Source organism: Pseudomonas sp. S5F11 (genome assembly GCF_019641515.1).
Classification (GTDB): Bacteria; Pseudomonadota; Gammaproteobacteria; order Pseudomonadales; family Pseudomonadaceae; genus Aquipseudomonas; species Aquipseudomonas rhodesiae.
The window spans coordinates 3830355-3842720 of record NZ_JAIFJZ010000001.1; the positions used below are offsets into that span (position 1 = coordinate 3830355).

Consider the following 12366-nt stretch of genomic DNA (forward strand, 5'->3'; position numbering starts at 1 on the left):
CAGCTCCGTGGCTTCACAGATCGGCGGGCAGCGGCTCTTTCAGCCATTGCATCGCGTTCTTCTCCAGGCTGCCGTCAGCCTTGGCCGCGACCAGGATCTGATTGACCTTCTCCAGCAGCGCCGGCTCGTTTTTATTCACGCCCACGTACACCGGCGAGTCCTTGAGTTTCACTTTCAGCGCCGGTACGCGTTTGGGGTTGCGCTCGCTGATCGCCACCATCACCACGTTGCCGCTGGCGATCAGGTCGACTTGGCCGGCCAGGTAGGCGGCGATCGTCGAGTTGTTGTCTTCGAAGCGCTTGATCGTGGCTTCTTTGGGCGCCACGGCGGTCAGCTCGATGTCTTCGATGGCGCCACGGGTCACGCTGATGGTTTTGCCCTTGAGGTCGTCGGTGCTGGCGATGGCGGCCTCGGGCGGGCCGAACACGGCGAGGTAAAAGGGCGCGTAGGCCTTGGAAAAGTCGATGACCTTCTCGCGCTCGGGATTTTTACCCAGGCTAGAGATCACCAGATCGACTTTGCCGGTGGTGAGGAAGGGGATACGGTTGGTGCTGTTGACGGGGGTCAGCTCCAGCTTGACCTTGAGCTGGTCGGCCAGCAGCTTGGCGGTGTCGATGTCCAGGCCACGGGGCTTCATGTCCGGGCCGACCGAGCCGAACGGCGGGAAATCCTGCGGCACGGCAACCTTTAAGGTGCCACGGGCCACGATATCGTCCAGCCCGTTGGCCTGTGCGGGTGTGTGACTCAGCATCAGACTGGCAAACAGGGCAGTCAGCAGGGCGCTGTAGCGCTTGGTCATGGCAACTCTCCGAGAAAGGCGAAGGAATGTTCTGTCAATGGTCAGTGCACAGCCCATGCCAGTCGTGGCCGATTGCGCTGCAAGGCTGGGTTTTACTGGCGTGTATTGGTCTTACTGGTCTGAACAGTAAGTAAGTTTTTTGCACCCTTTTCGAGCGCCGCTAAAACCTCGCGAGCGCCTTTAGGGCGTGACTTGCCGCCGACTGCGAATAGCTTTACAACTAGCCGCTCAGTTGACTGAAACCTTGAGTTTTTTATGAATTCCATCGCCCAAGCGGTACCGGAGGCGGCGTTGCAGGCCATCCGCAAACTGATCAAGGAGCAGGGCTTCGGCCCAGGCGATGCCCTGCCGTCTCAGCGTGAGTTGGCCGTGCAACTGGGCGTGAGTCGGGCGTCATTGCGCGAAGCGTTGTCGTCCCTGAGCGCTCTGGGTGTGGTCAGTGTGCAACCGGGTAAAGGTGTGTTCGTGCAAACCGCGCAGGAGCCGCCGGCGGGTTTTGCCTGGCCTTTCGCGGCGCAGGCCACGCCGTTGGAGATTTTTCAGTTGCGCTATGCCTTGGAGGGCTTTGCCGCGGGGTTGGCGGCGGTCACGCTGACCATCGAGGCGTTAGACAGCCTGGAAGACAACGTCGAGGCAATGCGTCAGGTGCTCAAGGCCGGTGATTTCGAAGCGGCTGCGCGGCTGGACTTTGAATTTCACCAGCGCATTCTCCTCGCCAGCGGTAACCGAGCGATGGTCAGCATCCTCAGTGCCAGCGCCGAGGTGTTTCTGGAGAGTCAGAAACTACCGTTCATCCGGCCGGAGCGGGCCATGGAAACCTGGCAAGAGCATCGCAAGATCCTCCGCGCCCTGGCTCAACGCAACAGTGCAGCGGCGCAGAAAACCATGCAGCAGCACGTACGCAACGCGGCGTTACGTACCGGCATCGCGTTCCTGACCCCTGCCACCCCCTGAATAAGGCAATATCCAAACTCATTGATCGCCATAGCGAGACTCAATCAGAGGCGGCTTCCTGAACGGGGGAAGGGCGGCTATGATGGGCAACGTTTTTTTTGCTTACAATCCGGAGACATCCATGAGCAACGATCTTATCAAGCACGTCACGGACGCGACCTTTGAGGCCGAAGTACTCAAGGCTCAAGGCCCGGTGCTGGTTGACTACTGGGCTGAGTGGTGCGGCCCTTGCAAAATGATCGCTCCGGTTCTGGACGACATTGCAACCACCTACGAAGGCAAGCTGACCGTTGCCAAGCTCAACATCGACGACAACCAGGAAACGCCTGCCAAACACGGCGTACGTGGTATTCCTACGCTGATGCTGTTCAAGAACGGCAACGTTGAAGCGACCAAAGTGGGCGCATTGTCGAAGTCGCAGTTGGCTGCATTCATCGACGCGAACATCTAAGCGTCGTCAAAAAAGCCCCGCAAATCGCGGGGCTTTTTCGTAAAACAGGGCTAGACGCTCCGAAATTCAGGTGTTACATTCGGCCCCGCACTGGTTTCTCCACTGCCCCCTGCAAGCCGTCGCCGACGCACTCCTTTTCGATTAGTACGCGATCCTGTCGCCTTCTCCGCGGCGCGGCCTCATTAAGCCAAAAGCTTAATTTCCCCCTCCATAAATGATTACGTCATTCCTATATGAATCTGACTGAACTCAAGCAAAAGCCGATTACCGACCTGCTCCAATTGGCCGAAGAAATGGGCATAGAAAATATGGCCCGTTCGCGCAAGCAGGACGTGATTTTCTCCCTGCTGAAAAAGCACGCGAAAAGCGGCGAGGAAATCTCCGGTGATGGCGTGCTGGAGATTCTCCAGGACGGCTTCGGCTTCCTCCGCTCTGCAGACGCTTCCTACCTCGCCGGCCCAGACGATATTTATGTCTCGCCGAGCCAGATCCGCCGCTTCAACTTGCGCACCGGTGACACTATCGTGGGCAAGATCCGTCCTCCGAAGGAAGGCGAGCGGTATTTCGCCCTGCTCAAGGTCGATACGATCAACTTCGATCGTCCTGAGAACGCGAAAAACAAGATTCTCTTCGAGAACCTGACGCCGCTGTTCCCGACCGTGCGCATGAAGATGGAGGCCGGTAACGGTTCCACCGAAGACTTGACCGGCCGCGTGATCGACCTGTGCGCGCCGATCGGTAAGGGCCAGCGTGGCTTGATCGTTGCGCCGCCGAAAGCCGGTAAAACCATCATGCTGCAGAACATTGCAGCGAACATCGCACGTAACAATCCTGAAGTTCATCTGATCGTATTGCTGATCGATGAGCGTCCGGAAGAAGTGACCGAGATGCAGCGCACCGTGCGCGGTGAAGTGGTTGCCTCCACGTTCGATGAGCCGCCAACCCGCCACGTGCAGGTTGCCGAGATGGTGATCGAGAAGGCCAAGCGCCTGGTCGAACACAAGAAAGACGTTGTGATCCTGCTCGACTCCATCACCCGTCTGGCCCGTGCCTACAACACCGTCATCCCTAGCTCCGGCAAGGTATTGACCGGTGGTGTCGATGCCCACGCCCTGGAGAAACCCAAGCGTTTCTTCGGCGCCGCGCGGAACATCGAAGAAGGCGGCTCGCTGACCATTATCGCCACCGCGCTGGTTGAGACCGGCTCAAAGATGGACGAAGTGATCTACGAAGAGTTCAAGGGTACCGGCAACATGGAACTGCCTCTGGACCGTCGTATCGCGGAAAAACGCGTCTTCCCGGCCATCAACATCAACCGTTCCGGCACCCGCCGCGAAGAGTTGCTGACCGCCGACGACGAGCTGCAGCGTATGTGGATCCTGCGCAAGCTGCTGCATCCGATGGACGAAGTTGCGGCCATCGAGTTCCTGGTGGATAAACTGAAAACCACCAAGACCAACGATGAGTTCTTCTTGTCGATGAAGCGCAAGTAATACGACGCTTCCGCTTCGAAAAATGGCGCCCGACTAGGGCGCCATTTTTTTTGCGTCGTGATGCAGCAATTTTTATGGCATAAGTGTCCGTTAAGTAACAAAAATTGTACGCGCGACTACGCTTACCCTTTTCGTCACAGACTGACCAGATTTCTTATGACCATTCTTGCTTACCGCAGAGACATCGATGGCCTGCGTGCTATCGCTGTCCTTGCTGTTGTGTTGTTTCACTTCGGAGTTCCTGGCATTACCGGCGGTTTTGTTGGCGTTGACGTGTTTTTCGTCATCTCCGGCTTCCTGATCACTTCGATTATCTGGCGTGAACGCCAGGCCGGCCGCTTCAGTTTTATCGATTTCTGGGCTCGGCGCGCGCGGCGCATCCTGCCGGCGTTGTTTGTGATGATTGCGGTCACACTGGTAGTGGGATGGTTTCTGTTGGCGCCCAAGGATTACAAGGATCTTGGGCGGTCTGCGCATTATCAAGTGACGTTTACGTCCAACCTGTTGTTTTCGCGTCAGCATGGTTATTTCGACTCCGCCTCTGACATCAAGCCCTTGCTGCACACCTGGTCGTTGGCGGTAGAAGAACAGTTCTACATTGTCTTCCCGCTGCTGCTGATATTGCTCTCCAGCCGTTTGAAGCACTGGCGCCTGGCGTTGTTTGCGGTGTTGCTGGCATCGTTTGGCATGAGTGTCTGGGCGGTCGAACATCAACCACAAAAGGCATTCTTCCTGTTGCACCTGCGCGCTTGGGAGTTGCTGGCCGGCGCCATGTTGGCCGTGATGCCCAAGCGTGACTGGCGTGCGCCTGCTGCCCTGGCGCAGGGCGTCAGTCTGGGGTCTATGGCGCTGATACTGATCGCGGTGCTGGGCTACGACGCGACCACGCCATTCCCTGGACCCACGGCATTGCTGCCGGTGTTGGGGGTTGTCGGTTTGATCTGGGCCAATGGGCAGCAACACACCTGGGTTTCCCGTCTGTTGAGTTCTCGGGTGATGGTGGGCATCGGGCTGATCTCCTATTCCTGGTACCTATGGCATTGGCCGGTCTTCGTGTATGCCAATTACGCAGCGGTAGATGGTTTGAGTGCGCTGGAATTGGCCGGGTTGATGCTGCTCTCGCTGATCCTGGGCTACCTTTCCTGGCGCTTCATTGAAACGCCATTCCGTGAGAAGCGCTTGCTGGCCGGACGCCAGGCGATTCTGGCGAGTGCGCTGATCGGCATCTTATGTCTCGGTTTTACCGGCCTGGCCATCCGCAAAGCCGACGGCGTGCCCTCGCGGTTATCCGAACAGGCGCTGCGTTACGCCCAGGCCAAGAAGTGGAGCCCGGATTTATTGGCGTGCATGGCCGATAAAGACACGCCCGATGAGCGGCTGTTCTGCCATTTCGGTCCAACTGGTCGCTCCATGTCAGCGCTGGTGTGGGGCGACAGCCATGCGACTGCATTGATTCCTGCACTCAAGGACGGTGCTGATCGGCACGACATCAGCCTGGTAGGGGCCAGTTTTGCTGGCTGCATACCGTTGGATGGTCTGGAGAATATTGCCCGTTGTGCGCATTTCAACCACCGGGTCGAGAAGGCCATGGCTGAGCAGACCTTCAGCGATGTGGTGCTGGCGGCTCGCTGGAGTCTATATGTCTACGGACAAATGTCCGGTGACAAAGAGCATGCGCTCAAGGACCCGAGCACAGGCAAGTATGTGCGTGCCGTGGCCGAACAACGGTTCGCTGAGGGCCTGCGCCAGCGTGTAAAGCAATTGCGCGCTACCGGACATCGCGTGTGGCTGGTCAAGGAGGTTCCTTTGCAGGAAATCATCGTGCCTTATCGCCTCAGTCGACTGGCGATGATGAACCGGCCGGTGGACGGCGAGGGGCTTCCCGTAGCCGAGCATGTGAAGCGCCAGGCCTTCATTACCCAGGTGTTCGACGAGTTGGCGGCGGCCGATAGCGGCGTAACGGTCTTGGATCCGGCGCCTTTGCTATGCGGTGCCGACGGTTTGTGCCGGGTCGAACTCAATGGGCAAGCGCTGTATACCGACGATAACCATCTTTCTGAGGTTGGGGCGCGGCACATCGAAGCCTTTCTGGAGCCGCTGTTCCGTTCACTCAAGTCACGGGGGCTGACGGCCAATTAAGCTGCCAGCCGCCTTCAGAGCAGGTAGGATGTACGCCTATTTTACGGGTGGCATGGTTAATGAAATTCAAGGATCTTCGGGATTTCGTGCAGCAACTTGAGCAGCGCGGAGAGTTGAAACGTATCCAGATGCCGATTTCCCCGGTGTTGGAAATGACTGAGATTTGCGACCGCACCCTGCGTAACAAGGGCCCGGCGCTGCTGTTCGAAAAGCCGACCGGCTTCGATATCCCGGTGCTGGGCAACCTGTTCGGCACGCCCGAGCGCGTCGCGTTTGGCATGGGTGCCGAGTCGGTCAGCGAGTTGCGTGAAATTGGCAAGCTGCTGGCATTCCTCAAGGAGCCCGAGCCGCCCAAGGGCTTGAAGGATGCCTGGTCCAAGCTGCCGATTTTCCGCAAGATCATTGCGATGGCGCCCAAAGTGGTCAAAGACGCCGTGTGCCAGGAAGTGGTCATCGAAGGCGATGATGTCGACCTGGGCATGCTCCCGGTGCAGACCTGCTGGCCCGGCGACGTCGGCCCGTTGATCACCTGGGGCCTGACCGTCACCAGAGGCCCGAACAAGGATCGCCAGAACCTGGGCATCTATCGCCAGCAAGTGATCGGCCGCAACAAAGTGATCATGCGTTGGCTGAGCCACCGTGGCGGCGCTCTGGACTTCCGTGAGTGGTGTGAAAAACACCCCGGCCAGCCGTTCCCGGTCTCCGTGGCCTTGGGCGCCGACCCGGCCACCATCCTCGGTGCCGTAACGCCGGTGCCGGATAGCCTTTCCGAATACGCCTTCGCCGGCCTGTTGCGTGGCAACCGCACCGAACTGGTCAAGTGCCGCGGCAACGACCTGCAAGTGCCGGCCACCGCGGAAATCATCCTGGAAGGTGTGATTCATCCCGGCGAGATGGCCGATGAAGGCCCCTATGGCGACCACACCGGTTATTACAACGAAGTCGACAGCTTCCCGGTGTTCACGGTCGAACGCATCACTCATCGGATCAAGCCGATCTACCACAGCACCTACACCGGCCGGCCGCCGGATGAGCCTGCCATCCTCGGCGTGGCCCTCAACGAAGTGTTCGTGCCGATCCTGCAGAAGCAATTTCCGGAAATCACCGATTTCTACCTGCCGCCGGAAGGCTGCTCGTACCGCATGGCCGTGGTCACTATGAAGAAGTCGTACCCAGGCCATGCCAAGCGGGTCATGCTGGGTGTGTGGTCGTTTTTGCGACAGTTCATGTACACCAAGTTCGTTATTGTCACCGACGACGACATCAACGCCCGGGACTGGAACGATGTGATCTGGGCCATCACCACGCGCATGGACCCCAAGCGCGATACGGTGATGATCGATAACACGCCAATCGACTACCTCGACTTTGCGTCGCCGGTGTCGGGCCTGGGCTCGAAGATGGGCCTGGATGCCACCCATAAGTGGCCGGGTGAAACCACCCGCGAATGGGGCCGGGTGATCGTCAAGGATGCAGCCGTGACCGCGCGTGTCGATGCGATCTGGAAAGAATTGGGAATAGATTGATGCGTGTAACCCTGCAACCTTCCGGTGCTGTACTGGAGCTGGTCCCTGGCGAGCGGATTCTCGAAGGCGCCCGTCGCCTGGGTTATGAATGCCCCCAGGCCTGCCGCAACGGTGTATGCCATGTGTGCGCCGCACTGCTGGTGGAAGGCCGCGTGCAGCAAGCCGGTGAAGTGCGTGACCACGGTGAATTCTTCACCTGCATCGCCGAGCCGCTGGAAGACTGCGTTGTGTTGTGGGATGGCGTGCTGGCCCCCGGCGAGCTGCCGCTGCGCAAGTTGGCGTGCCAATTGAGCGAGTGCGTCGACGTGGGTGGCGATGTGTGGCGTGTGCGCCTGCGCGCGCCCGCCGGCAAGGCGGTGCGTTACCACGCCGGGCAATACCTGATGATCGAACGGGATAACGGCGAAAAGTCGGCGTTTTCCCTGGCCTCGGCACCCCATTCTGGGCGTGAGCTGGAACTGCATGTACTGGCCCGTGAAGACAGCGCACGCAACCTGCTGGCCCAACTGCAGCGTGATCAGATAGCGCGTGTGGAACTGCCGTTTGGCGACACTCACCTGGCCGAGCTGCCCGACGGCCCGCTGGTGCTGATCGCCGCAGGCACCGGTATGGCGCAAATGCACAGCCTGATCGAGCATTGCCGCGCTTCCGGTTTCAAGCACCCGGTGCATCTGTACTGGGGCGTGCGCCGTCCGGAGGACTTCTACGAAATCGAGCATTGGACGCAATGGCAGCAACTGCCCAACCTGTTTCTGCACAAGGTCGTCAGCGACCTGTGCGGTTGGGAAGGGCGCTGTGGGCTATTGCATGAAGCGGTGTGCGAAGACATCCGCGACCTGAAGGCCGTGCACGTCTATGCCAGCGGTTCACCGGCGATGATCTATGGCACGTTGGATGCGCTGGTCGAAGCCGGCATGGACGCGCATCAGATGCGCGCTGACGTATTTGCCTACGCCCCCCGACCCTAGAAGCGCACGCCCGCGGTGAGCATTGCCGCGTTGAAGCCCAACAGCACCAGCTCCGCCGCCATCGGCCCGTGATGGGTGCCCACCGACGGAATGATCACCGGCGCCACGCCGAGTCCGTTCAATGGGATCTTGTCGCGGTACTTGCCGCGATAGCCCTGAAGCGCGCCCCCGGTCAGTTTTACGTACACCGGGTAATCCGCCATGTCATAGCGTTTGCCCCCATAGACGTAGTACGAACGCTGGCTGAACGAGTTGCGGAAGGTCGCCCCGCCATACAACCATCCTGAGGCTTCATTGCGTTCCAGGCCGATCAGGTCCTGATGGTTATTGTGGTCTGGATCGGGGGAGAAATGCCGGGTGTAGACGCTGGTCTGCGCATACCAGAAACCTTTGTCGTCTTCGCCAGGCGGCGCTTCGGCGGCCAGTGCGGTAGTGGCCTGGGCCAGAAACAACAGTCCTGGCAGTCGAAATTTTTTCATGGGGCGACCTCGGTAGTCGGTGGGGGCGGCGGCTAGTGGGTCGTGATCGGCACATCATTTTGACGGCAGGAACGTGCCCCAGGCTGAACCGGGGCTGAAAGTAGCGGGATTATGGGTTTCAATCCTGACGAATGGCCGTTGGCCTTATATCTCTGCTTATTCACTTCCGGTATTTATTGTCCCCGGTGGATATCCCTAAGCTATATCCCCAAGGTCGCAGGTTCAGCACACCCCATACTTTTGGCCTAAACGGTTCCTGCGGCGCGTTTTATTGCGCTAAAGTCGCTTACAGCTGGTTACACAGGAGGCGCACCGCTTTTCGCCATGACCGCCATTGAAACCGATCTTCTGCAGTTGGCTTACCCTCCGCGGCTCGATCTGGGACCGCAACTTACCCACGAACAGTTAATGAGCTCCATGCAGGCCACCATGGCCCGGCATAAGGGTGGGCCGGTCTGGCTATTTGCTTATGGTTCATTGATTTGGCGGCCGGAATGCTCGTCGACCGAGCGGGTGCGGGCCCGGGTCCACGGATATCACCGTGGCCTGTATTTGTGGTCTCACGAGCACCGTGGTACGCCGGAATTGCCGGGGTTGGTATTCGGTTTGGATCGCGGCGGATCATGCAGCGGGTTTGCTTATCGCTTGCCGGAAGATCAGCTGGAAGCCTCGCTGTATGCCTTGTGGCAGCGGGAGATGCCTTATCCCTCGTACCGGCCGCACTGGCTCAGTTGTCGGTTGGAGGATGGCACGCAGGTGCAAGCGCTGGGGTTTGTGTTGGAGCGGCATTTGCCCAGCTACGCCGGCAACTTGCCTGATATCGTGCTTAACCATGTGCTGCAAAGCGCGAGTGGGCGTTACGGTACGACCCGCGATTATGTCGAGCAGACCGTCAACGCCCTGCGCAGCCACGCCATGCCAGATAAAAACCTGGAGGCGCGGCTCAAGCGGTGTGCAAAAGGATGCTCAGGCGCTTAACGGGCCGAGCTAACACTGTTGGTGTGCCACAGGGTCGGGATCAGGAATGCGATGGCCAGCAGGCACGCGCCGATCAGCAGCACAAAGCCACCGTCCCAGCCGAAATGGTCAACGGTGTAGCCCATCGCCGCACTTGCCGCCACCGAGCCGCCCAGGTAACCGAACAGACCCGTGAAACCCGCAGCGGTGCCGGCGGCTTTCTTCGGTGCCAGCTCCAGCGCCTGCAGGCCGATCAGCATTACCGGGCCATAGATCAGGAAGCCGATCGAGACCAGCGCAATCATGTCCACCGTCGGATTGCCCGGCGGGTTGAGCCAGTACACCAGCGTCGCCACGGTCACCAGGCCCATGAACACAATGCCGGTCAGGCCACGGTTGCCACGGAAGATTTTGTCCGACATCCAGCCGCACAGCAGCGTGCCCGGAATACCCGCCCACTCATAGAAGAAGTACGCCCACGAGGATTTATCTACCGTGAAGTGTTTGGCTTCCTTGAGGTAAGTCGGTGCCCAGTCCAGTACGCCATAGCGCAGCAGGTAGACGAATACGTTGGCGAAGGCGATGTACCAGAGCATTTTGTTGCGCAGCACATATTTGACGAAGATTTCCTTGGCGCTGAATTCGTCTTCGTGGCTGGCGTTGTAGCCTTCGGGATAGTCGTTCTTGTATTGCTCGATAGGCGGCAGGCCAACCGATTGTGGGGTGTCACGCATCGTGATGAACGCAAACGCCGCCACTGCCAAGGCCACCGTGGCAGGCACGTAGAATGCCGCGTGCCAATCGTTGAACCAGGCCATGCCCAGCAAGAACAGCGGGCCGATCAGGCCGCCGCCGACGTTGTGCGCCACGTTCCACACCGACACCACGCCGCCGCGTTCTTTCTGCGACCACCAATGCACCATGGTGCGCCCGCTCGGCGGCCAACCCATGCCCTGGGCCCAGCCATTGATGAACAGCAATATGAACATCATGGTCACGCTGGACGTCGCCCAAGGCGCGAAACCGAAGATGAACATCACGCCCGCCGAGACCAACAGGCCAAAGGGCAGAAAGTAGCGCGGGTTGGAACGGTCGGACACCAGGCCCATCAGGAACTTGGACAGGCCGTAGGCAATCGCGATAGCCGACATCGCCAGGCCCAGTTCGCCGCGGCTGTAACCGTCTTCGATCAGGTAGGGCATGGCCAGGGAGAAGTTTTTGCGCAGCAGGTAGTACCCGGCATAACCGAAGAAAATGCCGGCGAAGATCTGCCAGCGTAGACGTCGGTAGGTACTGTCGATTTTTTCTTCAGGCAGGGGCGCCTGGTGCACGGCAGGGCGAAAGAAAGCAAACATTCAAGAGCTCCAGATTTCTTGTTTTGACTGCGGATGCGAATGTTACAGTTTCGTTACCGAAAATAGCATCGCCTCTTGAGGTCAAACACAGGAAAACGGCGTAACTGCATGTTCTTTTATGAACATGCCGCAAATAGGCAGGTTTATGTCGTTTTAGGCTTTTCTAGGAAATGTGGGGGGATTGCCCCTCCCACATTACTCACATTCAGACGGCGATCAGCGGGTCTGGACGACGACTTTCCCGACAGCCTTGCGCTGCCCAAGATCATTGATAGCCTGGGCCGCCTGTTCCAGCGGGTACACCTGCGACACCAGCGGCTTGAGCTTGCCCTCGGCATACCAGCCAAACAATTGCTGGAAATTCGCCGCGTTATCCTGCGGCTGGCGCTGGGCGAAGGAGCCCCAGAACACGCCGACCACCGCCGCGCCCTTGAGCAGCGCCAGGTTCACCGGCAACTCGGGAATGCGTCCGCTGGCAAACCCCACCACCAGCAGGCGGCCGTTCCAGGCAATCGCGCGAATAGCCTGGTCAAACAGGTCGCCGCCCACTGGGTCGTAGATCACATCCGCGCCATTGCCGTCGGTGAGGCGCTTGATCTCATCCTTCAGGCTGGCTTCGCTGTAATTGATCAATTCGTCGGCGCCCGCAGCCTTGGCGATTGCGAGCTTGTCGGCGCTACTGGCGGCAGCAATCACCCGGGCGCCCATGGCTTTGCCGATTTCCACCGCGGCCAGGCCCACGCCACCGGAGGCGCCGAGCACCAGCAGGGTTTCGCCGGGTTGCAGGTGGGCCCGTTGTTTGAGCGCGTGCATTGAGGTGCCGTAGGTCATGCTGAACGCGGCGGCGGTGTTGAAATCCATGCTGGGTGGGATCGGCAGCACGTTATAGCCCGGCACTGCGACCTGTTCGGCAAAGCTGCCCCAGCCGGTCAAGGCCATGACCCGATCGCCGACCTTCAGGTGGCTGACTTTCTCCCCGACTTCGCTGACCACCCCTGCGGCTTCACCCCCCGGCGAGAACGGAAAGGGCGGTTTGAACTGATATTTGCCCTCGATAATCAGCGTGTCCGGGAAGTTGACCCCGGCAGCATGCACGTCCAGCAGGATTTCGTTTTTCTTGATCGCCGGGCTGGCGACATCTTCCAGCACCAGGGTTTCGGCGGGGCCGAAGGCTTTGCACAGCACAGCTTTCATCGGACTATTCCTTTTGGCGTCGTGGCCGATAAGTGTAGGAGGGCAGGCCCC

General features: G+C 59.3%; 11 protein-coding genes. 7 read left to right on the forward strand and 4 right to left on the reverse strand.

What is annotated here, in order from left to right:
• Positions 1-13: 13 nt before the first annotated feature.
• A complete protein-coding gene (locus K1567_RS17210) occupies positions 14-799 on the reverse strand; it encodes a transporter substrate-binding domain-containing protein (protein ID WP_034101401.1) in 786 nt (261 codons plus the stop codon).
• A gap of 255 nt (positions 800-1054) precedes the next feature.
• Here K1567_RS17210 and K1567_RS17215 point away from each other — a divergent pair, with 255 nt between their 5' ends.
• The 6 genes from K1567_RS17215 to K1567_RS17240 all read left to right on the forward strand — a co-directional run bounded on the left by K1567_RS17215 (position 1055) and on the right by K1567_RS17240 (position 8330).
• A complete protein-coding gene (locus K1567_RS17215; RefSeq protein ID WP_034101400.1) occupies positions 1055-1753 on the forward strand; it encodes a FadR/GntR family transcriptional regulator in 699 nt (232 codons plus the stop codon).
• Positions 1754-1874: 121 nt separating this feature from the next.
• Positions 1875-2204: a thioredoxin TrxA gene (trxA, locus tag K1567_RS17220; RefSeq protein ID WP_034101399.1), complete on the forward strand. Its 330-nt coding sequence runs from the start codon at positions 1875-1877 to the stop codon at positions 2202-2204.
• Positions 2205-2437: 233 nt separating this feature from the next.
• A complete protein-coding gene (gene rho / locus K1567_RS17225) occupies positions 2438-3697 on the forward strand; it encodes a transcription termination factor Rho (RefSeq protein WP_016973082.1) in 1260 nt (419 codons plus the stop codon).
• A 156-nt stretch (positions 3698-3853) separates the two neighbouring features.
• On the forward strand, positions 3854-5836 hold the full coding sequence (locus K1567_RS17230) for an acyltransferase family protein (protein ID WP_169867621.1): 1983 nt from the start codon (positions 3854-3856) through the stop codon (positions 5834-5836).
• A gap of 59 nt (positions 5837-5895) precedes the next feature.
• The gene (gene ubiD, locus K1567_RS17235) at positions 5896-7362 is read left to right on the forward strand and encodes a 4-hydroxy-3-polyprenylbenzoate decarboxylase (protein WP_220698675.1); all 1467 of its coding nucleotides are present in this window, start codon (positions 5896-5898) and stop codon (positions 7360-7362) included.
• On the forward strand, positions 7362-8330 hold the full coding sequence (locus K1567_RS17240; protein ID WP_034101396.1) for a CDP-6-deoxy-delta-3,4-glucoseen reductase: 969 nt from the start codon (positions 7362-7364) through the stop codon (positions 8328-8330). The genes ubiD and K1567_RS17240 overlap by 1 nt, the downstream gene beginning before the upstream one ends.
• On the opposite strand, the gene K1567_RS17245 is transcribed toward K1567_RS17240, so the two are convergent.
• On the reverse strand, positions 8327-8809 hold the full coding sequence (locus K1567_RS17245) for a hypothetical protein (RefSeq protein WP_034101395.1): 483 nt from the start codon (positions 8807-8809) through the stop codon (positions 8327-8329). The two genes, K1567_RS17240 and K1567_RS17245, sit on opposite strands and share 4 nt — an antisense overlap.
• A 324-nt stretch (positions 8810-9133) precedes the next feature.
• Between K1567_RS17245 and K1567_RS17250 the strand changes: the two genes are divergently transcribed.
• Complete coding sequence (locus K1567_RS17250) at positions 9134-9787, forward strand: gamma-glutamylcyclotransferase (protein ID WP_034101394.1); 654 nt, start codon at positions 9134-9136, stop codon at positions 9785-9787.
• Here the strand turns inward: K1567_RS17250 and glpT are convergent.
• Positions 9784-11121, reverse strand: coding sequence for a glycerol-3-phosphate transporter (gene glpT / locus K1567_RS17255; protein ID WP_034101393.1), 1338 nt, complete (start codon positions 11119-11121; stop codon positions 9784-9786). The genes K1567_RS17250 and glpT overlap by 4 nt on opposite strands.
• Positions 11122-11337: 216 nt before the next feature.
• On the reverse strand, positions 11338-12315 hold the full coding sequence (locus K1567_RS17260) for an NADPH:quinone oxidoreductase family protein (protein WP_034101392.1): 978 nt from the start codon (positions 12313-12315) through the stop codon (positions 11338-11340).
• Between the last annotated feature and the right edge of the window lie 51 nt (positions 12316-12366).

Bases quoted from the DNA above. Each gene is read 5' to 3' on its own strand.
- K1567_RS17250 (WP_034101394.1), top strand. From the start codon at position 9,134: ATGACCGCCATTGAAACCGATCTTCTGCAGTTGGCTTACCCTCCGCGG.
- K1567_RS17210 (WP_034101401.1), bottom strand. From the start codon at position 799: ATGACCAAGCGCTACAGCGCCCTGCTGACTGCCCTGTTTGCCAGTCTG.
- ubiD (WP_220698675.1), top strand. From the start codon at position 5,896: ATGAAATTCAAGGATCTTCGGGATTTCGTGCAGCAACTTGAGCAGCGC.
- K1567_RS17215 (WP_034101400.1), top strand. From the start codon at position 1,055: ATGAATTCCATCGCCCAAGCGGTACCGGAGGCGGCGTTGCAGGCCATC.
- trxA (WP_034101399.1), top strand. From the start codon at position 1,875: ATGAGCAACGATCTTATCAAGCACGTCACGGACGCGACCTTTGAGGCC.
- K1567_RS17260 (WP_034101392.1), bottom strand. From the start codon at position 12,315: ATGAAAGCTGTGCTGTGCAAAGCCTTCGGCCCCGCCGAAACCCTGGTG.
- K1567_RS17240 (WP_034101396.1), top strand. From the start codon at position 7,362: ATGCGTGTAACCCTGCAACCTTCCGGTGCTGTACTGGAGCTGGTCCCT.
- K1567_RS17230 (WP_169867621.1), top strand. From the start codon at position 3,854: ATGACCATTCTTGCTTACCGCAGAGACATCGATGGCCTGCGTGCTATC.
- rho (WP_016973082.1), top strand. From the start codon at position 2,438: ATGAATCTGACTGAACTCAAGCAAAAGCCGATTACCGACCTGCTCCAA.
- glpT (WP_034101393.1), bottom strand. From the start codon at position 11,121: ATGTTTGCTTTCTTTCGCCCTGCCGTGCACCAGGCGCCCCTGCCTGAA.
- K1567_RS17245 (WP_034101395.1), bottom strand. From the start codon at position 8,809: ATGAAAAAATTTCGACTGCCAGGACTGTTGTTTCTGGCCCAGGCCACT.